This window comes from Herbaspirillum sp. Her3 (assembly GCF_057961275.1).
This window is the reverse complement of record NZ_CM176328.1, coordinates 3,193,299-3,218,439: the sequence shown is the minus strand read 5'-3', so window position 1 is coordinate 3,218,439 and position 25,141 is coordinate 3,193,299. Positions and strand designations below refer to the sequence as shown.

Genomic DNA, 25,141 nt, shown 5'->3' with positions numbered 1-25,141 from the left:
CAAGACCCCTTTTTACCTCGGAGTGATGATGATCAAGAAGATCAAGAAAGCCGTTTTTCCTGTCGCCGGTCTCGGTAGCCGCTTCCTGCCTGCCACCAAGGCGCAGCCCAAGGAAATGCTGCCCATCGTCGACAAGCCGCTGATCCATTACGCAGTGGAAGAGGCGGTCGCTGCCGGCATCACTGAAATGGTGTTCATCACCGGCCGCAACAAGCGCGCCATCGAAGATCACTTCGACAAGGCTTACGAGCTGGAAAGCGAACTGGAAGCGGCCGGCAAGCTCAAGCTGCTGGAAATCGTGCGCAACGTCGTGCCCAAGAGCGTCAATTGCATCTTCATCCGCCAGTCCGAGCCACTGGGCCTGGGCCACGCGGTGCTGTGCGCGCGTCCGGTGGTGGGTGAAGAACCTTTCGCCATCCTGCTGGCCGACGACTTCATGGATACCGATCCAGGCGTCAAGCCGGTGCTGGCGCAGATGACCGACATCTATGCACGTGAAGGCATGAGCATGCTGGCCGTGCAGGAAGTGCCCAAGAGCGATACCCGCCAGTACGGCATCGTCAGCGCCACGCCTTACCAGCCGGACCTGGAGCGTATCAACGCCATCGTCGAAAAGCCGGCGCCGGAAGAAGCCCCGTCCACACTGGCCGTGGTGGGCCGCTACGTGCTCAACAGCCGCATCTTCCACTATCTGGAAAATATCCCGCGCGGTGCCGGCGGCGAGATTCAGCTCACCGACGGCATTGCCAAGCTGATGCAGGCCGAGTCCGTGCTGGCTTACCGTTACCAGGGCCAGCGTTATGATTGCGGTTCCAAGCTGGGTTACCTGAAGGCCATGGTGGCTATGGGCCTGAAGCATCCGGAAACCGGCCCGGCCTTCTCGGACTATCTGCAGGAAGTGGCGAACAAGGCGCGCTGATCGCCCGCCGGGACCCCGCGCCTTGAGGGGCGCACTGCTGCACAATGACGCCCGGTTCCTGCCGGGCGTCTTTCATGGAGAGATGCAATGGCGATACGCGAGATACTCAAGATGGGCGACCCCCGCCTGCTGCTCCAGGCGCAGCCGGTGACGCAGTTCGGTACGCCCGAACTGGAGCAACTGGTCGAGGATATGTTCGAGACCATGCGCGCCGTAAATGGCGCCGGCCTGGCCGCACCGCAGATCGGGGTGGATCTGCAGCTGGTGATCTTCGGCTTCGGCCACAACCAGCGCTATCCGGATGCGCCGGCCGTGCCGGAGACGGTGCTCATCAATCCCGTGCTGACCCCTTTGTCGGAGCAGGAAGAAGACGGCTGGGAAGGCTGCCTGTCCGTGCCCGGCATGCGCGGCGTGGTGCCGCGCTGGACGCAGTTGCGTTACCAGGGCGTGGACCAGTATGGCAAGGTAATCGACCGTACCGTCGATGGTTTTCATGCGCGCGTGGTGCAGCATGAGTGCGATCACCTGCAGGGCATCCTGTATCCGATGCGCATCCGGGATTTCCGCCAGTTCGGATTTACGGAAGTGCTGTTCCCTGAGCTTGATCCCAACCAGGACGACTGAGAAAAACTCTCCGGTCCGTTGGCGAAGCCCAAAAAAAAACATCCCGGCGCAAGGCCGGGATGTTCGTTTCAAGGCGCGGTGAAGCGTACACCTGAAATCAAGCGCTTTCCTTCACACGCTGGTCGATATGGGCCAGCGCCTCTTCCACCTGGTCGATCAGGATCAGGCACAGGTCGCCTGGCTGCAGGGTAGCGAGGGCCGTATCGATGGCAAGGAATTCGCCGTTGATTTCCTTCACATCGCTCGTACGCGTGGCCTTTTCGAGGCCCTGGCGCAGCAGGGCAATCACTTCACCATCTTCACGGCCGCGCTGGCACTGGTCCTGATAGAGCACGACTTCATCGAAGGCATCGCCCAGCAGTTCGGTCTGGCGGGTGATGTCGGCATCGCGGCGGTCACCGGCACCGCTGATGACCACCGAGCGGCGCTTGGCCGGCAGGCTGTCCACGGCCCTGATGAGCGCCTGGATGGCATCCGGATTATGGCCGTAGTCGGCGATCAGGGTGGCGCCCTTGTAGTCGAACAGGTTGAAGCGGCCGGGGGCCGTGCCGCTGTCACTGATGAAGCTGGCCAGGGCGCCGGTGATCTGCTCCCAGTCCAGGTTCAGTGCCCAGGCGGCCCCGACGGAAGCCATCACGTTCTCGACCTGGAAGCCGATGGCACCGGCACGGGTCAGCGGAATGCCGGACAGCTTCAGGCGTTTTTCGAACGTGCCTTGCGCAGCCACGATGGCGTCGCCGTCGCGGTAGACGATGCGATGGCCTTGCGCGCGGTGCGTGGCCATGATGGGGTGGGTCGGGTCCAGTGCGAAGAAGGTTACCGAGCCGGGGCAGGAGGAGGCCATCTTGGCTACCATCGGGTCGGCCGCATTCAGGACGGCAGTACCGGTCGGCGCAACGTTCTCGACGATGACGCGCTTGACCACGGCCAGGTCTTCCACGGTGCTGATGTAGGACAGGCCCAGGTGATCGCCCATGCCGATGTTGGTGACCACGGCCACGGCGCAACGGTCAAAGCCCAGGCCTTCACGCAGCACGCCGCCACGGGCGGTTTCCAGCACGGCGGCATCCACATCCGGGTGGAACAGCACGTTGCGCGCGCTGCGCGGGCCGCTGCAGTCGCCGGTATCGGTGCGCTGGCCGTCGATGTAGACGCCATCGGTGTTGGTCATGCCCACGCGCAGGCCGGTCTTGGCCAGCAGGTGGGTGATCAGGCGCACGGTGGTGGTCTTGCCGTTGGTGCCGGCGACCGCCACGACCGGGATGCGGCCATCGTCGCCGTCTTCATACATGGTCGAGATGATCGCTTCACCAACGTCGCGCGCCTTGCCGTAGGACGGCGAGAGGTGCATGCGCAGGCCGGGCGCGGCGTTGACTTCGACGATGCCACCGCCTTGTTCTTCCAGCGACATGTGGACCGAATTGCAGACCACGTCCACGCCGCAGATATCCAGCCCGACCATTTGTGCGGCCGCGATGGCGCGTGCGGCCACGTCCGGATGCACGTCATCGGTGACGTCGGTGGCGGTGCCGCCGGTGGAGAGGTTGGCATTGTTGCGCAGGACCACGCGCACACCCTGGGCGGGGATGGCTTCCGGGTCCAGGTTCTGGCCGGACAGTACCGACAGGGCGATGTCGTCCAGCCGGATCTTGGTCAGCGAAGTCGCATGGCCGTCGCCGCGCAGCGGGTCGGCGTTGACCTGATCGATCAACTGGCGGATGGTGTGTACGCCGTCGCCGATGACTTGCGGCGGATCGCGGCGGGCTGCCGCCACCAGGGTCTTGCCGATCACGAGCAGGCGGAAGTCGTGGCCGGGCAGGTAGCGCTCGACGATGACTTCATCGCTGATCAGGGCGGCATTGTTGAAGGCGCGGGTGATCTGTTCCGGGGTGCTGATGTTGACTGCCACGCCCTTGCCCTGGTTGCCGTCCAGCGGTTTGATGACCACGGCAGAGCCGATTTCCTCGGCGGCCTTGAGGGCGTCTTCCACGGTCTCGACCACGCGGCCGTTGGGCACCGGTACGCCGGCTGCGTGCAGCAGCATCTTGGTCAGGTCCTTGTCCTGGGCGATGGATTCGGCAATGGCGCTGGTGTTGCTGGTTTCTGCGGCCTGGATGCGCTTCTGGCGGCTGCCCCAGCCGAATTGCACCATGCTGCCCTGGGTCAGGCGGCGATAGGGGATGCCGCGCTTGATGGCGGCGTTGACGATGGAGCCGGTCGAGGGGCCCAGGCGCACGTCCTCATCCAGTTCGCGGATGCGGGTAAGGGCAGCGGTGAGGTCGAAGGGCGCATCCGCCTGGGCGGCACGGACCAGTTCCAGCGCCAGGTCGAAGGCCAGGCGGCCGACTTCTTCCTCGCTGTATTCCACCACCACCTGGTAGATGCCGGTTTCGACGGTCGATACCGTGCGGCTGAAGGTCACCGGGCAGCCGGCCTGGCTTTGCAGCGCCAGGGCCGCGGCGGCCAGGGCGTGGGCCATGGAGACGACCTGCTTGCCGCCATCGGGTTCGAGGAAGCCGATCTGCGGGAAGCGGGCGCGCAGGCGCAGTTCGAAGCCGGGCATGTCATCGATGACGCGCTCGTTTTCCGGGCAGGAAACGATGGCTTCGACGGCAGTGTGTCTGCTCCAGAGATTGGGGCCGCGCAGGGCGCGAATGCGGGATACGTCCATGGACAATTTTTCCTAGGTGTCTCTTGATCTTGAATCGGTCAGTCGTGCCGGGCTCAGGCCGCCTGGCTCTTGAACTTCAGGCCTTGCTCTTCGGCGCGTTCGGTGCCGAAAAGCTCGATGCCGGCACGGATCACCTCGGGGCCGATGCCCAGCGCCCATGCGGCACCGACGGCGGCCAGCACGTTCTCGACCTGGTAGGCGACGGCACCGTTTTCGGTCAGCGGGATGGCATCCACCGAGCTGACCTTGCACTGGCGCTCGCCATCGGCCTGGATCAGGTCGCCCTCGCGCAGGAACACGGCGCGGCCGCCTTCCTTCAGGTGGCTGGCCAGCAGTTCGGAAGCCGGATCGGTGCTGAAGAAGATGACCTCGCCATCGCACAGCTGGGCCATGTCGGCCACCAGCGGGTCGTCGGCATTGAGCACGGCGGCGCCTTCCGGCAGCACCAGGTCGACCTGGGTGCGCTTGACCTTGGTGGCGATCTGCTCGGCGTTCTCGATGTAGAACTCGGGCAGGCTGTCGGCCGGATCGATGTTGGCGACCACGCCGACCAGGCAGCGGTCATAGGCCAGGCCTTCGGCCAGGATGGCGGCGCTGCCGTTCTCGAACACGGCCGCTTCCACGGCGCGGTTGAGCAGCACGCGATGGGCGGCATCCCAGGTGGCACGGTTGCCGCGCTCGACCAGGCGTTCGTCGAAGTACAGGCCTTCGCCACAGGCCAGGCCCACATGCTTGCCCGACAGATGCACGATGCGTGCGATCAGGCGTGCGATGGTGGTCTTGCCGTGGGTGCCGGTGACACCGACGACGGGGATGCGGCCGTTTTCTTCCGGACCGAACAGGTTGTCGATGATGGCTTCGCCGACCGGACGCGGCTTGCCGTCCGAGGGCTTCAGGTGCATCAGCAGGCCGGGACCGGCGTTGACCTCGACGATGGCGCCACCCTGGTCTTGCAGCGGACGCGAAATGTCTTCGGCCACGATGTCCACGCCGGCAATGTCCAGGCCGACGATGCGGGCGGCCAGCGAGGCGGCGGCGGCGACGCTGGGGTGCACCAGGTCGGTGATGTCGGAGGAAACGTTGCCATTGCGCAGCAGCAGGATGCGGCGGCCGGCAGCAGGCACGGACTCGGTGGTCAGGTTCTGGCGCTGCAGTTCCAGCGCGGCAGCCGGTTCGCGGTCCAGCAGCACCGGGTCCAGCAGGTGTTCTTCCAGCAGGCCGCGGCGCGGGTCGCGGTTGAGTTCGTCCAGCAGGTCCTGCACGGTGGACTTGCCATCGCCGACGATGAAGATCGGTTCACCACGGGCGGCGGCGGCCAGCTTGCCGCCGACGATCAGCAGGCGGTGTTCCAGGCCCGGGATGAAGCGTTCGACCAGCACGCCGCTGCCTTCTTCCAGCGCGACCTTGAAGGCGGTCTCGATTTCTTCGCGGGTGTTGAGGTCGATGAAGACGCCACGGCCATGGTTGGCATCGCAGGGCTTGACCACCACCGGCAGGCCGATGTCCTGAGCGGCATCCCAGGCGTCTTCCGGGCTTTCCACCAGGCGGCCTTCGGGGACCGGCACACCGCAGGTTTGCAGCAGCGACTTGGTGAGATCCTTGTCGCGCGAGATGCCTTCGGCAATCGCGCCGGTCTGGTCGGATTCGGCCGTCCAGATGCGGCGCGACTTGCAGCCGTGGCCCAACTGCACCAGGTTGCCTTCGGAGAGGCGGATGGTCGGGATGCGGCGCTCGTCGGCGGCATCGACGATACAGGCGGTGCTGGGCCCCAGGCACAGGCGGTCGACCATGCGGCGCAGCTTGCGCAGGGTGGTATCGAGATCGTACGGCTGGTTTTCGATGGCGGCCATCACCAGGTCACGGGCGGCGAAGAGCGCGGCGCGGGTGACCGTTTCATGGCGGGCGCGCACCACCACCTTGTAGACGCCGCGTACATTGGTCTCGCGCGCCTTGCCGAAGCCGCCGGGCAGGCCGGCCAGGTTCTGCAGTTCCAGCGTGACGTGTTCCAGGATGTGGCCGGGCCAGGTGCCTTCGTGCAGGCGGCGCACGAAGCCGCCGCGTTCTTCATAGCTGCAGCGGTGTTCGATCAGGGTCGGCAGCCAGGTGGTCAGGCGGTCGACGAAGCCGGGAATGGTATTGGAGGGAAAGTCTTCCAGTTCGCCGATATCGATCCACACTTCGAGGGCGGAACGGTAGGTCCAGATGTTGGGGCCCTTGAGATTCAGGAAACGGAGGAATTCGATGTTTTTCATGTGTGGTGGAGAGAGTCCGCTGTAGTTGCCCAAGGCGCCTGAGACCGTTGGCCGATCCGGGCCGCATCGGCCGTACCAGGGTGCCGGCCGGCAAAGCCGGTCAGCGCTCTGTCAGAATAACGCATGGATCAGTAACGCGCAGAGCGGCTTTTGGTTTACTGCATTTGCCGGATGCCGTAAATGAATGAACGATGATGTTGCTTCAAAGAAAACAATAGGCAAGCCTGCTGCAGGGAAGAAGAGGGGAGCGGTGCAGGCGAAATGCGGAATTCATCGAGCGGGAAGAGGGGCAAAAGGGTGGATGTGAACGATATTGTCGCAGACTGTCCCGCTGCCGTGGCAATGGGGGTATAAAAATCTGCGGGCGTTTAAGCCGGTGAATGTTTGGGTAGTCCAGCCGTTCGCATCATGCGGGAATCGTCATGACTGGGCCGTAGTGAGTGAACATCCCGGTACACCGTTTGGCCCTCTCCCGCGTTATCGGAGGGCCGGCCACGGGTGGGCGCGCAGATCGTCCACAGATCGTCGATTGGCAGCGGGGGACGCTGCGCTATAATCGCGCGCTGCCCGTCGGCACATCCCTGCAGGCATCAAGACAACAGGTCCGGCGAGACCTGAACTCCCTCAAATACATAGCCAAACTGCTCACTTCGGGCCTCAACGTTGCCGTTACATGACTACTGACTCAATACCTTCCGCGACCGCCAGCCTGCCCGAGCGCTGGCAAACGGAAACTGCTGCTCGCCTGGCGCCCGGTGAATCCGTGCTGGCCTGGCTGGAGCTGGACCTGGACGCCCAGCTGCACTTCAAGTCCTCGCTGGTGCTGGCCACCGACCAGCGCCTGCTGGCCGCGGCCCCCGACGGACAGACATGGCAGGACTGGTCCTATCGCCCCGCGCTGCAACTGAAGCATGTCGACCATGCCGGCGTGGGTACGCTGGAGCTGTGCGATGACGCCGGCCGCCTGGCCGCGTGGCGTTATACCCTGGCGCAGAACCCGCAGGCGCTGCGCCTGATCAAGCTGTTCGAGCAGCAGCGCGAACTGCTGGCCTCGGGCGTGCGGGCCGAGGAAGAGGGCGACGTCTGCCCGACCTGCAAGGCCGTGCTGCCGGAAGGCCAGGAAACCTGTGCCATCTGCCCCGAGACCAAGGAGGCGCCGCCTTCCACCTGGGCGCTGTTTCGCCTGTCGCGCTTTGCCAAGCCCTACAAGGGCTCGCTGCTGCTGGGCTTCCTGCTGACGCTGGCCTCCACAGCTGCCACGCTGGTGCCGCCCTACATGACCATGCCGCTGATGGACAATGTGCTGATCCCGTTCCAGAACGGCGCACCCATCGATACCCATCGGGCCACGCTCTACCTGTCGGGCCTGCTGGGCGCAGCATTGCTGGCCTGGGGCCTGGGCTGGGCGCGGACCTACATCCTGGCGCTGGTGTCCGAACGCATCGGCGCCGACCTGCGTACCACCACCTATGCGCACCTGTTGCGGCTGTCGCAGGAATATTTCGGTGGCAAGCGCACCGGCGACCTGATGGCGCGCATCGGTTCGGAAACTGACCGCATCTGCGTGTTCCTGTCGCTGCATCTGCTGGATTTCGCCATTGATGTGCTGATGATCATCATGACGGCGGCCATCCTGATCTCCATCAATCCCTGGCTGGCGCTGGTGACGCTGTTGCCGCTGCCGTTCATCGCCTGGATGATCCACGTGGTGCGCGACCGCCTGCGACACGGCTTCGAAAAGATCGACCGCATCTGGTCGGAAGTGACCAACGTGCTGGCCGATACCATCCCTGGCATCCGGGTGGTGAAGGCTTTTGCTCAGGAAAAGCGCGAAGTGGCGCGTTTCCGCGAAGCCAACCGCCACAACCTGATGGTCAATGACCGGGTCAACAAGATCTGGTCGCTGTTCACCCCGACCGTGACCTTCCTGACCGAAGTGGGCTTGCTGGTGGTGTGGGTGTTCGGGATCTGGCAGGTCTCCAGCAACCAGATCACGGTGGGTGTGCTGACGGCCTTCCTGGCCTACATCAGCCGCTTCTACACCCGTCTGGATTCGATGAGCCGCATCGTTTCGGTCACGCAGAAGGCCGCGGCCGGCGCCAAGCGCATCTTCGACATCCTGGACCACGTGTCCAGCGTGCCGGAGCCGGCCAATCCGGTGCACCTGGAAAAGGTGCAGGGCGCCATCGAAGTGCGCAACATCGGTTTCCGCTATGGCAACCGCGCAGTGATCCGCAACATGAGCCTGTCCATTGCGCCGGGCGAGATGATCGGCCTGGTCGGCCACAGCGGTTCGGGAAAATCGACCATGGTGAACCTGATCTGCCGCTTCTACGATGTCTCCGAAGGCGCGATTCGCATCGACGGCGTGGACATCCGTTCCCTGCCGATTTCGGAATACCGCCGCAACATCGGCCTGGTGCTGCAGGAACCCTTCCTGTTCTTTGGCACCATTGCCGAGAACATCGCCTACGGCAAGCCGGAAGCGACGCGTGAAGAAATCATCGCCGCAGCCCGTGCCGCCCACGCACATGAATTCATCCTGCGCCTGCCGCAAGGCTACGATTCGCTGGTCGGCGAGCGCGGACAGGCACTGTCGGGCGGCGAACGCCAGCGCATCTCGATTGCGCGTGCGCTGCTGATCGATCCGCGCATCCTGATCCTGGATGAGGCCACTTCCTCGGTCGATACCACCACCGAAAAGGAAATCCAGAAGGCGCTGGACAACCTGGTGCAAGGCCGTACCACGATTGCCATTGCCCACCGCCTGTCCACGCTGCGCAAGGCTGATCGGCTGGTGGTGCTGGACCGCGGCCAGGTGGTCGAGGTCGGCAACCATGAAGAACTGATGGCCCGCGAAGGGCATTACTACAAGCTCTACCAGGCCCAGGCGCGCAATCCTGACGGCGAGGCCGGGGTCTCGGTGAGCGAAGAAGAGAAGGGCGAATAAGACCATGAGCACCCTGATGAATTCTGCCCAAACCTTCACTTTGGAACGCAATGCTTTTGGCCGCCTGGTGCTGACCGACGCCCAGGGCGGCTTGCACGAGCACGTGATTCCGGTGCGTGCATTTCCGATCACATCGCCTGAACGCGGCCTGTCTCTGGTCAGCAGCGATGGCCATGAGCTGGCCTGGATCGATACTCTGGACGAAGTGGATGTCCCGACGCGCCGCCTGATCGAAGAAGAACTCGCCAGCCGCGAATTCATGCCGGAGATCCAGCGCATCGTCAGCGTTTCCACCTTCGCCACGCCCAGCGACTGGACCGTGCAGACCACGCGCGGCACCACCACCTTCACGCTCAAGGGCGAGGAAGACATCCGCCGCCTGGCTGCGCCGGCACTGCTGATTGCGGACAGCCACGGCATCCAGTTCCTGATCCGCGACCAGAAGGCGCTGGACAAGCATAGCCGCAAGATACTGGATCGTTTCCTCTGATCCTTTGTACGCTGAAAAGAGAACGGCCCTGATGGTGAGTCAGGGCCGTTTCTTCATTCAGGCGAGCACGATCAGAATTTTTCATCTGGACGCAGATAGCGCCACTGTCCGGTCGGCAGTTCGCCCAGCTTCACCCCACCGATCCGCACGCGTTTCAAGCCGATGACCTTCAAGCCGACCATATCGCACATGCGGCGGATCTGGCGCTTCTTGCCTTCGCGCAGGATGAAGCGCAGCTGATCCTCGTTCTGCCACATCACCTTGGCCGGGCGCAGCGGTTTGCCATCCATGATGAGGCCGTGGTTCAAGCGCTTGAGATCGGATTCGGGCAGCTTGCCGGGGCGGGTGTATTGCACGCGCACCAGGTATTCCTTGTCGACCGCCGAATCCTCGCCGATGAGCTGCTTGGCGATGCGGCCATCCTGGGTCAGTACCAGGAGGCCCACCGAATCGATGTCCAGCCGTCCGGCCGGCACCAGGCTCTTCAACTGGCGCGGGTGGAAGCGCATCTCGGTCTGGTCTTCGGCCCAGCGCGACTGTTCGTTGACCAGCACCATGGCCGGTTTGTAGCCATCCTCGGCCTGGCCGCTGACGTAGCCCATGGGCTTGTTGATGAGGATGGTCACGCGCTGGGCCTGTTCGGCGCTGGCCTGGCGTTCCACGGTGACCTTCTGGTGCGGCAGCACCTTGCTGCCCAGCACCGACACCACCTGGCCATCCACGCGCACCCAGCCTTTCTCGATCCACTCGTCGGCTTCGCGGCGCGAGCACAGGCCGAGTTCGGACATGCGTTTGGAAAGTCGTACAGGTTCAGTCATGGGGATTGCCTTGCGAAAAACGGAGGGCCGGCCAGCGGCGAGGGTGAGATTGTACGGCCAGCCGCGCTGCCGCGCCAGACATGGGCAGCAGCGCAGACAGGGTGAAGCGGGTCAGATGCGCAGGGTCTGCAGCAGTTCGGTTTCCAGCATGATCTGGTTGCGCGGCTGGGACAGGCCGGGGCCATCGATCAGGAACACGTCTTCCACCCGCTCGCCCAGGGTCATCACCTTGGCGGTGTGCAGGTTGATGCGGTACTTGGCCAGCACGTTCGAGATCGAATACAGCAGCCCGGCGCGGTCATTGGCCGAGACCGACAGCAGGTAATACTGGCCGCGCTCATCCGGGCGCAGGTCCACCGCCGGATTGACCGGGAAGGTGCGCGACAGGCGCGACAGGCGGGCCTTGGAGGGCGGTGGCAGCGGGGCGTCGGATTGCAGCAGGGCACTCAGTTCGTGCTCGATCAGGTTGATGATGTCGCGGTAGTTCTTGGCGAATACCGGCGCATTGATCAGGAATGCATCCAGCGCATAGTTGTTGCGGGTGGTGTGGATCTTGGCGTCGAAGATGCTGAAGCTTTTTTCATCGAAATAGCTGCAGATGCGCGCAAACAAGTCGGGGCGGTCGGGCGTGTAGACCGCCACCTGCACCCCTTCGCCAATGGGTGCGAGGCGGCAGCGCACCAGCGGCACGCCGGTTTCCACCTTGTCGTAGAAACAGCGCGTCTGCCAGGCGATGTCGGAGGCGTCGTGGCGCAGGAAGTAGGCCACGTCCAGCTGCTTCCACAGCGCTTCGTGGGCGTCGGCCGGCAGGCCGTACAGGCGCAGGGTCTTGATGGCTTCCTGCTGGGTATTTTTCAGTTCGCGGTCGGCCGAGGGGGCTTCGCCGCCCAGCACGCGCAGGGTCATGCGGTAGAGGTCTTCGAGCAGCTTGCCTTTCCAGGCGTTCCAGACCTTGGGGCTGGTGCCGCGGATGTCGGCCACCGTCAGCAGGTAGAGCGCGGTCAGGTGGCGCTCATCCTTGACCAGCTGGGCGAAGGCGGTGATGACGTCGGGGTCCGACATGTCCTGCTTTTGCGCCACGTGCGACATGGCCAGGTGCTGCTCGACCAGGAAGACGATCAGTTCGGTATTTTCTTCCGAGATGCCATGCTGCTCGCAGAAGGCGCGCGCATCGGCCATGCCCAGCTTGGAGTGATCGCCGCCACGGCCCTTGGCGATGTCGTGGAACAGCGCCGCCACATACAGCACCCAGGGCTGGCCGAAGTTGGCCATTAACTGGCTGCAGAAGGGATATTCATGCGCGTGTTCGCTCATGGTGAAGCGACGCACGTTGCGCACCACCATCAGGATGTGCTGGTCCACCGTGTAGACATGGAACAGGTCATGCTGCATCTGCCCGACGATCTGGCGGAAGTTCGGCAGATAGCGCCCCAATACGCTGGTGGCATTCATCCCGCGCAGGGCGTGGAGGATACCGCGCTTGCTCTGGATGATCCGCATGAACAGGCGGTGATTCTCCGGATTGGCGCGGAAGGCATTGTCGATCTTGAAGCGGGCATGCCAGAGCGCGCGCAGGGTGCGTGCGGACATGTCCTTGAGTTCCGGATGCTCGGCCAGCACCAGGAAGACTTCGAACATCGCCGATGGCGTTTCTTCAAACACCTTGTCATGGGCGATGTCGACAAAGCCGTTGACTTCGTTGAAGCGCTCGGTGAGCGGGCGTGGCACCGCCTGCTGCGGGAAGAGGTGGGCTTCGATGTTCTGCAGCAGGATGGTGTTCAGTTGGGTCACCGCCTTGGCGGCCCAGTAGTAGCGCTGCATCAGGTATTCGCTGGCGCGGCGCGTGTCGGTGGTCTTGAAGCCGAAGGTTTCGGCAAGCTGGGTCTGGATGTCGAACACCAGCCGGTCTTCGCGGCGGTCGGTGATGATGTGCAGGCGGATGCGGATGTCCTTGAAGGCACGTTCCTTCTGGCGCAGCTGGCGCGCCTCGGTGGAGGTCAGCATGCCATGCACGGCCAGTTCGGCCCAGGAGTTGCCCAGGCCGGCCGCCTTGGCGACCCACAGGATTACCTGCAGGTCGCGCAGGCCGCCGGGGCTTTCCTTGCAGTTGGGTTCGAGGCTGTAGGGCGTGTCTTCATATTTGATGTGGCGCTGGCGCATTTCCAGGGTCTTGGCCTGGAAGAAGGCCAGCGGGTCCAGCGCGGCCTGGTAGCGCTCCTGCAACTGCTTGAAGAGGGCGCGGCTGCCGGTCACCAGGCGGGCTTCCAGGAGGCTGGTCTGCACCGTGATGTCGGCGGCGGATTCGTCCAGGCATTCGTCGATGGTACGGATGCTGTGGCCGATTTCCAGGCCGATGTCCCAGAACAGTTGCACCAGGGATTCCAGCTTTTCCTTCTTGGCGGCGTCCGGGGCCTGGTCCAGCAGGATCAGCACGTCCACGTCCGAATGCGGGAACAGTTCGCCACGGCCATAGCCGCCCACTGCCACCAGGGCGGCATTGCCGGACATGCCCAGTTCTTCCCAGGCCTGGGTCAGGGCTTCGTCGACGTTGCGGCGCAATTGCGCCAGCAACTGCTCGGTCTTGTGATTGGACTGGAACACCTCGATGGCTTGCTGGCGCGCGGCCTTGAGCTGTTTCTTGAGCGTGATGGCGAGTGTGGGCATCGTGGTAGGCAATCAGAGCAGGCAGGGCGGCGGGGCAGCGCCCATATGAACAAAGCCGCATCCCCATGCGGCTTCGCGCCCCAAGCAGGTTTCATGCCGGAAACTGTGCGCATGAAGGGGCGGGCACAGATTTCCGGCCATCAGGATTACGCCGGGGTGGCGACCTGGTTCTGGATGAAGGCCGGTGGTGCCGGCATGCCGGGCGAGACGGTCAGCACTTCGAAGCCGGTTTCGGTGACCAGCACGGTATGTTCCCACTGCGCCGACAGGCTGCGGTCCTTGGTCTTGATGGTCCAGCCGTCGCCCATTTCGCGGATTTCGCGGCGACCGGCGTTGATCATCGGTTCCACCGTGAAGATCATGCCGGCTTCCAGCTTCTCCAGCGTGCCGGGGCGGCCGTAATGCAGTACCTGCGGTTCTTCGTGGAACACCTTGCCGATGCCGTGACCGCAGAATTCGCGCACCACGCTGTAGCCGGCCTTTTCGGCGTGCTGCTGGATGACGTGACCGATGTCGCCCAGATGCGCGCCCGGCTTGATCTTGGAAATGCCCAGCCACATGCATTCATAGGTGATCTCGGTCAGGCGGCGCGCCAGGATGGAGGGCTCGCCCAGGAAGAACATGCGGCTGGTGTCGCCGTGGTAGCCGTTCTTGATGATGGTGACGTCGATGTTGAGGACGTCGCCGTTCTTCATCACCTTGTCGCCGGGGATGCCGTGGCAGATCACGTCGTTCAACGACGTGCAGATCGCCTTGGGGTAGGGCGTGTAGCCCGGCGGGCAGTAGTTCAGCGGGGCCGGGATGCTGCCTTGCTCGTTGGTCATGTACTCGTGGCAGAGGCGGTCGATCTCGCCGGTGGTCACGCCCGGTTTCACGAAGGGGGTGATGTAGTCCAGCACCTCGGCGGCCAGGCGGCCGGCCACGCGCATGCCTTCGATGTCTTCGGCGGTCTTGATGGTGATGTTGCCCATGATGAATCGCAATTCGCTAGAAAATCGTCAAGACGGGATTATAGACGACAGGGGTGGTTTCTGTTTTGCCCGCTCGGGGCGGCCCGGTGGGGCCTGGCGTTGACTGTGCAGTCCGGCTTCATGTGCTACTTGAACAAAAGTGTAGGGTCGAGTAGAATGCCGGGCTGATCTGAAAACCACAGATTGGTTGTCGAATGCGGTGTGCGGAATGATTCTTCATGCAAATTTGGCAATAAATGATGTAAAAACCGTCGTAAAAATCTTTTGAAACGCGAATCCGTTCGCTAAAAGGGTGTCCGGCTGCATGAGCCGGATGACCGAGCGGATTCCAGACCTAACCCTGGAGAAATTCATGTCCGTTACCATGCGCGAAATGCTGGAAGCCGGTGTCCACTTCGGTCACCAAACCCGCTTCTGGAACCCCAAGATGGCCCCCTTCATTTTCGGTCATCGCAACAAGATTCACATCGTCAACCTGGAAAAGACCCTGGGCATGTACCAGGAAGCCGTCAAGTACGTGCGCCAGCTGTCGTCCAATCGCGGCACCATCCTGTTCGTCGGCACCAAGCGTCAAGCCCGCGAAATCCTGGCCGCTGAAGCGCAACGCGCTGGCGTGCCCTACGTTGACCAGCGCTGGCTGGGCGGCATGCTGACCAACTTCAAGACCATCAAGACCTCGATCAAGCGCCTGAAGGACATGGAAGCTGCCATCGAAGACGGTTCGGTCGAGAAGCTGTCGAAGAAGGAAGCCCTGCTGTTCACCCGTGAACAGGAAAAGCTGCAGAAGGCCATCGGCGGCATCAAGGACATGGGCGGCATTCCTGACGCCATCTTCGTCATCGACGTCGGCTACCACAAGGGCGCCATTACCGAAGCCGCCAAGCTGGGCATCCCGGTCATCGGCGTGGTCGATACCAACCACTCGCCCGAAGGCGTCACCTACGTGATCCCGGGTAACGACGACTCCGCCAAGGCGATCGCTCTGTACGCTCGCGGCATGGCTGACGCCGTGCTGGAAGGCCGCGCCAACGCCGTCAATGACGTCGTTGAAGCTGTCAAGGGCGATGAATTCGTCGAGGTCGAGCAGGCTTGATTCTGCTCTTCCGGTAGTACGGTAGTTCAAAAAGGGGTAACAGCGGGTAGTGACGCAGTGGCCCCTTTTTTTTGATTCAATTTTCGAGTTTCAGGCATGCCGCAAATGCGGGATGCCTCCAAGTCAGGAGAAAAGTATGGCGGCAATTACCGCAGCAATGGTGGGCGATCTGCGTGCGAAGACCGACGCGCCGATGATGGAATGCAAGAAGGCGCTGACCGAAGCCGATGGCGACATGGCCAAGGCCGAAGAAATCCTGCGCGTCAAGCTGGGCAGCAAGGCTTCCAAGGCCTCTTCCCGCATCACCGCAGAAGGCGTGATCTCGACCTACATCGCTGGCAACGTCGGCGCCCTGGTCGAAGTGAACTGCGAAACCGACTTCGTGACCAAGAACGACGAGTTCATCGGTCTGGTCGAAGCCGCTGCCAAGCTGGTGGTCGAACAGAACCCGGCTGACGTGGCTGCCCTGGGCGCCTGCAAGCTGCCCGACGGCAAGACCCTGGAAGAACTGCGCACCGAACTGATCGGTCGCATCGGCGAGAACATGTCGTTCCGCCGCTTCCAGCGTTTCGAAACCACCGGCAAGCTGGCTTCCTACCTGCACGGCACCCGTATCGGCGTGGTCGTCGAGTTCGACGGCGCCGACGAGCAAGTGGGCAAGGACGTGGCCATGCACATCGCCGCCATGAAGCCGGTCGCCCTGTCGGCCGAGCAAGTGCCGGCCGACCTGATCGAGAAGGAACGTTCGGTCGCCGCCCTGAAGGCTGCCGAATCCGGCAAGCCCGCTGATATCGTTGCCAAGATGGTGGACGGTTCGGTGCAGAAGTTCTTGAAGGAAGTCTCGCTGTTCAACCAGGCTTTCGTGAAGAACGACAAGCAAAGCGTGGAACAGATGTTGAAGGCGGCCAATACCACCGTCAAGTCGTTCGCCATGTACGTGGTGGGCGAGGGCATCGAGAAGAAGCAAGACGACTTCGCTGCCGAAGTGGCAGCGCAAGTGGCTGCAGCGAAACAAGCTCAGTAAGCGTCGCAGGAAAAACGGGCCGAGAGGCCCGTTTTTTTAAGCCGGCGCCCGGGAACTTTCGGGGTCGGCTGCATCTACAGTCAGGGCCGCCCATGGGACAGGCGCTGATGAAGGCAGGAGCGGCAAGGCAGTACCGGCAGCAATCAGCAATACCAGCAACAGAACAAGGCGCAGCAGTACATCCCCTCATGCGTTCGAGCTACCCTCTGATGACGAAAGCGCGCCATTTCGTCGGGTCACAGCGAGTGCCGGCGCGTCAATACGTAATTCAACCTCGGAAAGAACACGGAGCCCTGCAATGACAACACCAGCTTACAAGCGCGTACTCCTCAAACTCTCCGGCGAAGCACTGATGGGCGACGACGCCTACGGTATCAATCGCGCGACCATCGAACGCATGGTCGCGGATGTAGCAGAAATCAGCAAACTGGGCGTGGAACTGGCCATCGTGATTGGCGGCGGCAACATCTTCCGCGGCGTGGCGCCGGGCGCCCAGGGCATGGATCGTGCGACCGCCGACTACATGGGCATGCTGGCCACCGTCATGAACTCGCTGGCCCTGGCCGACGCCATGCGCCAGGCCGGCCTGACCGCCCGCGTGATGTCGGCCATCGGCATCGAGCAGGTGGTCGAGCCCTACGTGCGCCCCAAGGCGCTGCAATACCTGGAAGAAGGCAAGATCGTGGTGTTTGCTGCCGGTACCGGCAACCCCTTCTTCACCACCGACACCGCCGCTGCACTGCGTGGTTCGGAAATCGGCGCCCAGATCGTGCTCAAGGCCACCAAGGTCGATGGCGTCTACACCGCCGACCCCAAGAAGGATCCGGCCGCGACCCGCTACCAGTCGATTTCCTTCGATGAAGCCATCGCCAAGCACCTGCAAGTGATGGATGCCACAGCCTTTGCGCTGTGCCGCGACCAGAAGCTGCCGATCAAGGTATTTTCCATCGTCAAGCCGGGCGCGCTCAGAAGCGTGGTCATGGGTGACGACGAGGGTACCCTGGTTCACGTCTGATCACATCTGAACGATATTGCAGTGCAGAAACCGGCCGCAGGCCGGGATTCCCGTTTACAATGCCGGTCTTTCAGGCATTTGCCATCAAGACAAGCCAAGTTATTGCACCACAGTTAGGAGAGCAGCATGAGTGTCGCTGACGTCAAGAAAAATACCGAACAGAAGATGGCCAAGTCCATCGAAACCCTCAAGGCCAACCTGGCCAAGGTCCGTACCGGCCGTGCTCACACCGGCCTGCTGGATCAGGTCATGGTCGAGTACTATGGTTCGCCTACCGGTCTGTCGCAGGTCGCCAACCTGACCCTGATCGATGCCCGCACCATCGGCGTGCAGCCCTTCGAAAAGAAGATGGCTGCCGTCATCGAAAAGGCCATCCGTGAAGCCGACCTGGGCCTGAACCCGGCCACCCACGGCGACCTGATCCGCGTGCCGATGCCGGCGCTGACCGAAGAGCGCCGCAAGGAAATGGTCAAGCTGGTCAAGAGCGAAGCCGAAGATGCCAAGATCGCCGTGCGCAACATCCGCCGCGAAGGCAACGAAGGCTTGAAGAAGCTGGTCAAGGACAAGATCGCCTCGGAAGACGACGAGCGCCGCGGCCAGGACGAGATCCAGAAGCTGACCGACAAGTTCGTCGCCGACATCGACAAGATGGTCGCCGAGAAGGAAAAGGAAGTGATGACGGTGTAAGCCGTCCCTGCAGGGCCCACGCGCGGCTGCCATGGCGGCCGCGCTGCACGAACAAGTCGAAGACAGCAAAAGTGCAGGGGGGAGTGGGAGAGGCAATGGGGAAAATTGCGGAAGCAGGCAGGCCGGTTTGTCAAAGCGGCCGCCGCCCGTTACCATGTTGCGCTTCGCTGTCCCGTGTACGGAAAAGTAATAAATCATTTACATGAAGCATCAAAGCTCAACTCTTGCGGTTCCGGAGACTTCCGCGGTTCCGCGCCATGTTGCCATCATCATGGACGGCAACGGTCGTTGGGCGACCAAGCGTTTCCTGCCGCGCGTGGCCGGGCATGCCAAGGGCGTGGATGCCGTGCGGTCCATCGTCGAGGCCTGCGCTGAGCGCGGCATCGAATTTCTGACCCTGTTTGCCTTCAGCTCCGAGAACTGGCGCCGTCCTGCCGACGAAGTGTCGGTGCTCATGCGCCTGTTCATGACGGTGCTGGAGCGCGAAGTGGGCAAGATGGCCAACAATGGCATCCGCCTGCGCATCGTCGGTGACATGAGCCGTTTCGATCCCAAATTGCAGGAGATGGCCATCAAGGCCGAAGAGCAGACCGCCGGCAACAGCCGCCTGACGCTCACCGTCTGCGCCAATTATGGCGGCCGCTGGGATGTCATGCAGGCCGTCTCGAAGATGGTCAAGGACAAGCCGGGCGCCACCGGCTACACCGAAGAGGAGCTGGCTCCCTACCTGGCCATGGCCTACGCTCCTGAGCCCGACCTGTTCATCCGCACCGGCGGCGAGCAGCGTATCTCCAATTTCCTGTTGTGGCAGCTGGCCTATAGCGAGCTGTACTTCACCGAGACCTACTGGCCCGATTTCGATGCCAAGGCACTGGACCAGGCGATCGGCTCCTATCAACAACGCGAGCGCCGCTTCGGGCGCACCAGCGCCCAGGTGCTGGACCAGAAAAAGGCTTCCTGATGCTCAAGACGCGTGTCATCACGGCGTTGATCCTGCTGGCAATCTTGTTGCCCATCCTGTATTTCGGTTATTTCCCGGCCTTTGCGATGGCCGTGCTGGTGTTTTTCGCCGCTGGCGCCTGGGAATGCTTCCGTCTCTTCAAGAGTCCCCGCCCGACCCTGTGGGCAGTGGTGTGGACGCTGCTTTTCAGCGTGATCCTGTTCTTCTCGGGCCTGCCCAGCGTGCGCGCGCTTTACGTGCTGTGCGTGCTGCTGTGGGCGCTGCGCTTCGTGCCGGCGCTGGGCCTGGGCTTGCCCAGGATCGAGGCGTTCGGCAATCGCCTGCTCAATGGCACTTACATGCTCTCCATTCTCGGCTGCTTCGTCGCCATCGTGGACCTGTTCCAGCATTCGCCGCTGTACCTGCTGTCGGTGATGGCCGTGGTCTGGGTGGCGGACATCGGCGCTTATTTCTCCGGCAAGGGCTTCGGCCGCCACAAGCTGGCACCGACCATTTCCCCGGGCAAGTCCTGGGAAGGTGCCATCGGCGGCTGGCTGGCCGTGCTGGTGATCTCGGCCGCGGTGGCCATGTCCTTGAGCGGAGGAGAAACCTTCCAATATCACCTCTACAGTCGCTGGGGCTGGGGTGGCTTCGTCGGCATTCTCAGCCTGATGGTGGCGGCCAGCGTGGTGGGCGATCTGTTCGAGTCGCAGTTGAAGCGCCGCGCCGGCATGAAGGACAGCAGCAACCTGCTGCCCGGCCACGGCGGCGTGCTCGACCGTATCGATGCGCTCATTCCGGTGCTGCCGCTGGCAGCGCTGGTCGACCTCTGGCTGGCGGCTGCCTGAGCCGCCGCTTTCCTCCTGGAAATTCCATGCAGTCCATCAGCATTCTCGGCTCCACCGGTTCCATCGGCGTGTCCACGCTGGACGTGGTGGCCCGCCACCCCGACCGTTATCGTGTCTTTGCCCTCAGTGCCCATGCGCGCGTGGCCGAATTGGCCGAGCAATGCCAGCGCTTCCGCCCGCAGGTGGCGGTGGTCGGCACGGCCGAGGCGGCGGCGCAATTGCAGGCTTTGCTGCGCGCCGCCAACCTGGCCACGGAAGTGGCCCATGGTCCGCAAGCCTTGTGCGACATCGCGGCCGCTGACGGCTGCGATATGGTCATGGCGGCCATCGTCGGGGCGGCCGGACTGGCGTCCACGCTGGCGGCGGCCCGTGCCGGCAAGAAGATCCTGCTGGCCAACAAGGAGGCGCTGGTCATCTCCGGCCAGTTGCTCATGGATGCGGTACAGGCGCATGGCGCCAGCCTCTTGCCCATCGATAGCGAACACAATGCCATCTTCCAGTGCCTGCCGGCCGGCTATACCCGTTCGATGGCCGCCCATGGGGTCGAAAAGATCCTGCTGACGGCTTCCGGCGGACCCTTCCTTCACCGCGACGTGAGCACGCTCGATCAGGTGACCGTGGAAGAGGCCGTGGCCCATCCCAAGTGGGTGATGGGTCGCAAGATCTCGGTGGATTCGGCCACCATGATGAACAAGGGGCTGGAGGTGATCGAGGCGCACTGGCTCTTCGGCGCGCCGGCAGACAAGATCGAGGTGGTGATCCATCCGCAGAGCGTGATCCATTCCATGGTCTCTTATGCCGATGGCTCGGTGCTGGCGCAGCTGGGCAATCCCGACATGCGTACCCCCATTGCCAACGCACTGGCCTATCCGGAGCGTATCGCCTCGGGCGTGGCGCCGCTGGATCTGGCCCAGATCGCCCAATTGTCCTTCTTGCCGCCCGACTATCAGCGCTTCCCCTGCCTGAAACTGGCGTATGATGCCCTGCGAGCCGGCGGTACGCTGGCGGCCATCCTCAATGCCGCCAATGAAGTCGCCGTGCAAGCCTTCCTCGATGGCCGCATCGGCTTCGGGAAGATCGCTCCCCTGATCCAAGAAGTCATGTCCGCCATTCCCAACCGGCAAGCCGACGACATCACGGCCTTGCTGGACCAGGACCGGCAGGCGCGTGACCTCGCCAGTGCCCTGATTTCACGATGAATCTGCTGCATACCCTGATCGCTTTCTTCGTTGCCCTGGGCACCCTAGTGGTGGTCCATGAGCTGGGGCATTACCTGGTGGCGCGCTGGTGCGGTGTGAAGGTGTTGCGCTTCTCGGTGGGCATGGGCCGGGTGATCTGGTCGCGCCGCTTTGGCCGGGACCAGACCGAATGGGCGATTTCCATCTTGCCGCTGGGCGGCTATGTGAAGATGCTGGACGCCCGCGAGCAGTCCATGGAGGAGATTTCCGAGGCCGATCTGCAGCGCGAGTTCACCCGCCAGTCGGTCTGGCGCCGGATCGCCATCGTGGCAGCCGGTCCGATTGCCAATTTCCTGCTGGCCATTGCTCTCTTTGCCGGACTTTACATGCATGGCGTGCCCGAGCCGGTCCCCGTGCTGCGTGCGGCCGCTCAGCAGAGCGCAGCCTATCAGGCCGGCCTGCGCGCGGGTGACCGCATTACCGCCATCAATGGCACCCCGGTGCAGGTCTGGTCCGAAGTGCGCTGGAAGCTGATGCAACTGGTGCTGGAAAAGGCCGATGCCCGGCTCGACATCGAGCGTCCCAATCCCTCCGGCAATGGCAAGCTGCTCGATACCGTGACCCTGCGCCTTGCCGGCATCGGCAGCAATGAGCTGGAGGGGGACTTCCTGGCCAAGCTGGGGCTGGCCTTGGCGCGTCCGCCCGCGATCATGGGCAAGATCCTCGATGGACCGGCCAAGGCGGCCGGTTTGCAGACGGGCGACCACATCACTGCCATTGATGGCCTGCCCGTGCAGGACGGTCTGGCCTTCGTCGAGAAGGTGCGCGAGTCGGCCGGCAAGACGCTGCTGCTGCAGGGGCTGCGCGGTAACACCACCTTCGAGGCACGGGTCACGCCAGACACGGTGGAAGAGGGTGAAACCGGCAAGCGCATCGGCCGCATCAAGGTCGAAGTGCCGCTGGCACCCGAGATGGCCACCGTGAGCGACGATCCGCTGACGGCCGTGGCCAAGGGCGCGCAGCGTACCTGGGATACCAGCGCGATGACCGTCAAGATGATCGGCAAGATGATCGTCGGCCAGGTTTCGCTGAAGAACATCACCGGCCCCATCACCATCGCCGACTATGCAGGACAGACCGCCCGCGTGGGTCTGGTGAGCTATCTGAGCTTCCTGGCCTTCATCAGTATCAGCCTGGGAGTGATGAATCTGTTACCAATCCCGGTTTTAGACGGCGGTCATTTGCTGTATTATGCGCTGGAGATTTTGACAGGGCGGCCCGTTTCCGAGCGGTTTGGGGAAATCGCGCAGCGCGCCGGCCTGGGATTACTGATGGCGCTGATGCTCGTTGCTGCATTCAACGATATCGTGCGACTGATGTTCCAAGGATGAATCCGGCCTGATGCCGGCCCCGGCGAGCAAGTGAGCAAGAACGCGGCGGGGCGGCGAGAAAGACCGGATTTTTTACATTTGCCGGCCAACCCCGATGGCAGTTGTTAAGCAATTGGCAATGGATCAAGCATCCGTTTTCAATTGCTTACCAGCATCATGTCAGGCAGAGCCGCGGCGAAAAACTGTTGATGAACGATAGATGAAATTACACCCTGCGCAACATCCCATTCCGACTTTCTCCCGTCGCCTGATCGCCGCCGCCGCCTTTGCCCTGTGCTCCAGCCAGGCCATGGCGATCACGCCGTTCGTGGTCAAGGACATTCGCGTCGAAGGCATCCAGCGTACTGAAGCCGGCACCGTCTTCAGCTACCTGCCGGTGCGCGTGGGCGATACCTTCAACGATGAAAAGGCCACGGCCGCCATCAAGGCACTGTACGCCACCGGTTTCTTCCGTGACGTGCGCATCGAAGCCGAAGGCGACGTGCTGGTGGTGCAGGTGGTCGAGCGTCCGGCCATCGCCAGCGTCGACTTCTCCGGCATCAAGGAATTCGACAAGGAGCAACTGACCAAGGCCCTCAAGGAAATCGGCGTGGCCGAGTCGCGCATCTTCGACCGTTCCCAGGTCGATCGCGCCGAACAGGAACTCAAGCGCCAATACCTCTCGCGCGGCCTGTATGGCGCCAAGGTGTCCACCACCGTCACCCCGGTGGAACGCAATCGCGTGGCCATCACCTTTGCGGTGGACGAGGGTGAAGTTTCGCGCATCAAGCAGATCAACTTTGTCGGCAACAAGGTCTTCTCCGACAGCACCCTGCGCGATCAGATCAAGCTGACCACGCCGGGCTGGTTCACCTGGTACACCAAGGCCGACCAGTACTCCAAGGAAAAGCTGCAGGGCGACATCGAAACCCTGCGCTCCTACTACCTGGACCGCGGCTATCTGGAAATGCAGGTCGAGTCGACCCAGGTGTCGATCACGCCTGACAAGAAAGACATCTACATCACAGTCAACATCAAGGAAGGCGAGAAGTACACCGTCTCCGACATCAAGCTGGAAGGCGAGATGTTCGGCATGGAGCCGGAACTGGCCAAGCTGGTGCAGCTCAAGAAGGGCGACGTCTATTCCGGCGCCAAGCTCACCGACAGCACCAAGAAGATCGGCGAGCGCCTGGGCAACTTCGGTTACGCCTTCGCCAACGTCAACGCCAACCCCAACGTGGACCGTGAGAAGAAGGAAGTTGCCTTCACCATCATGATCGACCCGGGCAAGCGCGTGTACGTGCGCCACGTCAACATCGCCGGCAACACCAAGACCCGCGATGAAGTGATCCGCCGCGAATTCCGCCAGTTCGAGGATTCCTGGTACGACGGCGAGAAGATCAAGCTCTCCCGCGACCGCGTGGACCGTCTGGGCTACTTCAAGGAAGTCACCGTCGACACGCCTGAAGTGCCGGGCACCAGCGACCAGGTGGATGTGAACATGAAGGTCGAAGAAAAGCCGACCGGCAACATCATGATCGGTGCCGGCTTCTCGCAATCGGACAAGGTCAGCCTGACCGGCTCGATCTCGCAGGAAAACGCCTTCGGCAGCGGCAATACCGTGGGTCTCGAGGTCAATACCAGCTCGCGCTATCGCACGATCTCGCTGTCGACCACCAATCCGTACTTCACCGATGACGGCATCAGCCGTACTTACGAAGTCTACCTGCGTACCGTTCGTCCGTCGGTGTACGCCACCGGTGATTACAAGGTCAGAACTCTTGGTGGCAGTGTCAAGTTTGGTGTCCCGTTCTCTGAACTGGATCGTGTGTTCTTTGGTGTGGGGGTCGAAAACACCACCGTCTACACCGACAGCACCAGCCCGACGCTCTATCGCCAGTACGTGCGAGATTTCGGCGGCGCCGGCGGTTCCGGTTGCGATGTGACCGATACGTCCTCTACGACCACTTGCGGCATCGGCAGCGCCCGTACCACCAGTATCCCGCTGACCGTCGCGTGGCAGCGTGACGGCCGTGACTCTGCCCTGGTGCCGACCACCGGCCGCTATCAGCGCGCCAATTTCGAGGTGTCCTACGTGGGCACCCTGAAGTACTACCGCGCCAGCTACCAGCACCAGTACTTCCAGCCCTTCTTCAGCAAGGCCGTGACCCTGGCCCTGAATGGTGAAGTGGATTACGGCCGCGGCATGGGCGGCAAGCCCTATCCGGTGTTCAAGAACTACTATGCCGGCGGTATCGGCACCGTCCGTGGCTACGAAGCTTCCTCGCTGGGTAGCCTCAAGGACCAGTACGGTGACTCCATGGGCGGCGCTTCGCGTCTGTACGGCAATGCCGAACTGCAGTTCCCGTTCCCGGGCTCGGGCCAGGACCGCACGCTGCGCTGGTTCACCTTCTTTGACGGCGGCAACGTCTTCGCCGATGGCGAGAACATCAAGTTGAACGACCTGCGCTACTCGGCCGGTGTCGGTATCAGCTGGGTGTCGCCGATTGGCCCGCTCAAGCTCAGCTTCGGCAAGCCATTGAACCTGAAGGCGGGTGACAAGTCTCAAACCTTCCAGTTCCAACTGGGTACCGGCTTCTAAAGCGGTCATCATTGATTCGTAATAC

The 25,141-nt window shown here is 62.7% G+C and carries 18 protein-coding genes; 13 read left to right on the top strand and 5 right to left on the bottom strand.

The features are described 5' to 3' along the window. The first annotated feature begins 28 nt into the window (after positions 1-28). Positions 29-919, top strand: coding sequence for a UTP--glucose-1-phosphate uridylyltransferase GalU (galU, locus tag ACVC5H_RS14610; protein WP_489618569.1), 891 nt, complete (start codon positions 29-31; stop codon positions 917-919). 87 nt (positions 920-1,006) lie between these two features. After that, positions 1,007-1,543 carry a peptide deformylase gene (gene def, locus ACVC5H_RS14605; protein WP_489618568.1) on the top strand — a complete coding sequence of 179 codons (537 nt, stop codon included), beginning with the start codon at positions 1,007-1,009 and terminating at the stop codon, positions 1,541-1,543. Between the two features lie 97 nt (positions 1,544-1,640). Here the strand turns inward: def and cphA are convergent, their stop codons facing one another. Then, on the bottom strand, positions 1,641-4,214 hold the full coding sequence (cphA, locus tag ACVC5H_RS14600) for a cyanophycin synthetase (RefSeq protein WP_489618567.1): 2,574 nt from the start codon (positions 4,212-4,214) through the stop codon (positions 1,641-1,643). Positions 4,215-4,267: 53 nt separating this feature from the next. Continuing rightward, positions 4,268-6,466 (bottom strand): cyanophycin synthetase, encoded by a 2,199-nt coding sequence (locus ACVC5H_RS14595; protein ID WP_489618566.1) that lies wholly within the window; start codon positions 6,464-6,466, stop codon positions 4,268-4,270. A 673-nt stretch (positions 6,467-7,139) separates the two neighbouring features. On the opposite strand from ACVC5H_RS14595, the gene ACVC5H_RS14590 reads away from it, so the two are divergent. Next, complete coding sequence (locus tag ACVC5H_RS14590; RefSeq protein WP_489618565.1) at positions 7,140-9,416, top strand: cyanophycin metabolism-associated ABC transporter; 2,277 nt, start codon at positions 7,140-7,142, stop codon at positions 9,414-9,416. Positions 9,417-9,420: 4 nt separating this feature from the next. Then, a complete protein-coding gene (locus ACVC5H_RS14585; protein ID WP_489618564.1) occupies positions 9,421-9,906 on the top strand; it encodes a cyanophycin metabolism-associated DUF1854 family protein in 486 nt (161 codons plus the stop codon). A gap of 71 nt (positions 9,907-9,977) precedes the next feature. On the opposite strand, the gene ACVC5H_RS14580 is transcribed toward ACVC5H_RS14585, so the two are convergent. From ACVC5H_RS14580 to map, 3 genes are all read right to left on the bottom strand, one after another. Next, complete coding sequence (locus ACVC5H_RS14580) at positions 9,978-10,724, bottom strand: pseudouridine synthase (RefSeq protein ID WP_145602334.1); 747 nt, start codon at positions 10,722-10,724, stop codon at positions 9,978-9,980. Positions 10,725-10,835: 111 nt separating this feature from the next. Continuing rightward, complete coding sequence (locus ACVC5H_RS14575; protein ID WP_489618563.1) at positions 10,836-13,388, bottom strand: [protein-PII] uridylyltransferase; 2,553 nt, start codon at positions 13,386-13,388, stop codon at positions 10,836-10,838. Between the two features lie 146 nt (positions 13,389-13,534). Continuing rightward, complete coding sequence (map, locus tag ACVC5H_RS14570) at positions 13,535-14,359, bottom strand: type I methionyl aminopeptidase (RefSeq protein ID WP_489618562.1); 825 nt, start codon at positions 14,357-14,359, stop codon at positions 13,535-13,537. Between the two features lie 352 nt (positions 14,360-14,711). Between map and rpsB the strand changes: the two genes are divergently transcribed. The 9 genes from rpsB to bamA all read left to right on the top strand — a co-directional run bounded on the left by rpsB (position 14,712) and on the right by bamA (position 25,116). Beyond that, a complete protein-coding gene (gene rpsB / locus ACVC5H_RS14565) occupies positions 14,712-15,452 on the top strand; it encodes a 30S ribosomal protein S2 (RefSeq protein WP_489618561.1) in 741 nt (246 codons plus the stop codon). A gap of 136 nt (positions 15,453-15,588) precedes the next feature. After that, positions 15,589-16,476, top strand: coding sequence for a translation elongation factor Ts (gene tsf, locus ACVC5H_RS14560; protein ID WP_489618560.1), 888 nt, complete (start codon positions 15,589-15,591; stop codon positions 16,474-16,476). Between the two features lie 298 nt (positions 16,477-16,774). Further along, entirely contained in the window at positions 16,775-17,491 is a 717-nt protein-coding gene (gene pyrH, locus ACVC5H_RS14555) for a UMP kinase (protein ID WP_489618559.1), read from the top strand. Positions 17,492-17,617: 126 nt separating this feature from the next. Next, positions 17,618-18,178 carry a ribosome recycling factor gene (gene frr / locus ACVC5H_RS14550; RefSeq protein ID WP_489618558.1) on the top strand — a complete coding sequence of 187 codons (561 nt, stop codon included), beginning with the start codon at positions 17,618-17,620 and terminating at the stop codon, positions 18,176-18,178. Positions 18,179-18,380: 202 nt separating this feature from the next. Further along, the gene (gene uppS / locus ACVC5H_RS14545; protein WP_489618557.1) at positions 18,381-19,139 is read left to right on the top strand and encodes a polyprenyl diphosphate synthase; all 759 of its coding nucleotides are present in this window, start codon (positions 18,381-18,383) and stop codon (positions 19,137-19,139) included. Continuing rightward, positions 19,139-19,966 (top strand): phosphatidate cytidylyltransferase, encoded by an 828-nt coding sequence (locus ACVC5H_RS14540; RefSeq protein WP_489618556.1) that lies wholly within the window; start codon positions 19,139-19,141, stop codon positions 19,964-19,966. The genes uppS and ACVC5H_RS14540 overlap by 1 nt, the downstream gene beginning before the upstream one ends. A 26-nt stretch (positions 19,967-19,992) precedes the next feature. Further along, positions 19,993-21,165, top strand: coding sequence for a 1-deoxy-D-xylulose-5-phosphate reductoisomerase (gene ispC, locus ACVC5H_RS14535; protein ID WP_489618555.1), 1,173 nt, complete (start codon positions 19,993-19,995; stop codon positions 21,163-21,165). After that, positions 21,162-22,535: an RIP metalloprotease RseP gene (gene rseP / locus ACVC5H_RS14530; protein WP_489618554.1), complete on the top strand. Its 1,374-nt coding sequence runs from the start codon at positions 21,162-21,164 to the stop codon at positions 22,533-22,535. Before ispC ends, rseP begins: the two co-directional genes overlap by 4 nt. Positions 22,536-22,734: 199 nt before the next feature. Next, positions 22,735-25,116: an outer membrane protein assembly factor BamA gene (gene bamA, locus ACVC5H_RS14525; RefSeq protein ID WP_489618553.1), complete on the top strand. Its 2,382-nt coding sequence runs from the start codon at positions 22,735-22,737 to the stop codon at positions 25,114-25,116. Positions 25,117-25,141: the final 25 nt, after the last annotated feature.

Excerpts from the sequence above, each read along its gene's own strand:
- ACVC5H_RS14590 (WP_489618565.1), top strand. The coding sequence starts at position 7,140 with ATGACTACTGACTCAATACCTTCCGCGACCGCCAGCCTGCCCGAGCGC.
- galU (WP_489618569.1), top strand. The coding sequence starts at position 29 with ATGATCAAGAAGATCAAGAAAGCCGTTTTTCCTGTCGCCGGTCTCGGT.
- ACVC5H_RS14580 (WP_145602334.1), bottom strand. The coding sequence starts at position 10,724 with ATGACTGAACCTGTACGACTTTCCAAACGCATGTCCGAACTCGGCCTG.
- frr (WP_489618558.1), top strand. The coding sequence starts at position 17,618 with ATGAGTGTCGCTGACGTCAAGAAAAATACCGAACAGAAGATGGCCAAG.
- ACVC5H_RS14540 (WP_489618556.1), top strand. The coding sequence starts at position 19,139 with ATGCTCAAGACGCGTGTCATCACGGCGTTGATCCTGCTGGCAATCTTG.
- map (WP_489618562.1), bottom strand. The coding sequence starts at position 14,359 with ATGGGCAACATCACCATCAAGACCGCCGAAGACATCGAAGGCATGCGC.
- rpsB (WP_489618561.1), top strand. The coding sequence starts at position 14,712 with ATGTCCGTTACCATGCGCGAAATGCTGGAAGCCGGTGTCCACTTCGGT.
- bamA (WP_489618553.1), top strand. The coding sequence starts at position 22,735 with ATGAAATTACACCCTGCGCAACATCCCATTCCGACTTTCTCCCGTCGC.
- pyrH (WP_489618559.1), top strand. The coding sequence starts at position 16,775 with ATGACAACACCAGCTTACAAGCGCGTACTCCTCAAACTCTCCGGCGAA.
- tsf (WP_489618560.1), top strand. The coding sequence starts at position 15,589 with ATGGCGGCAATTACCGCAGCAATGGTGGGCGATCTGCGTGCGAAGACC.
- rseP (WP_489618554.1), top strand. The coding sequence starts at position 21,162 with ATGAATCTGCTGCATACCCTGATCGCTTTCTTCGTTGCCCTGGGCACC.
- def (WP_489618568.1), top strand. The coding sequence starts at position 1,007 with ATGGCGATACGCGAGATACTCAAGATGGGCGACCCCCGCCTGCTGCTC.
- ACVC5H_RS14575 (WP_489618563.1), bottom strand. The coding sequence starts at position 13,388 with ATGCCCACACTCGCCATCACGCTCAAGAAACAGCTCAAGGCCGCGCGC.
- ACVC5H_RS14585 (WP_489618564.1), top strand. The coding sequence starts at position 9,421 with ATGAGCACCCTGATGAATTCTGCCCAAACCTTCACTTTGGAACGCAAT.
- ispC (WP_489618555.1), top strand. The coding sequence starts at position 19,993 with ATGCAGTCCATCAGCATTCTCGGCTCCACCGGTTCCATCGGCGTGTCC.
- cphA (WP_489618567.1), bottom strand. The coding sequence starts at position 4,214 with ATGGACGTATCCCGCATTCGCGCCCTGCGCGGCCCCAATCTCTGGAGC.
- ACVC5H_RS14595 (WP_489618566.1), bottom strand. The coding sequence starts at position 6,466 with ATGAAAAACATCGAATTCCTCCGTTTCCTGAATCTCAAGGGCCCCAAC.
- uppS (WP_489618557.1), top strand. The coding sequence starts at position 18,381 with ATGAAGCATCAAAGCTCAACTCTTGCGGTTCCGGAGACTTCCGCGGTT.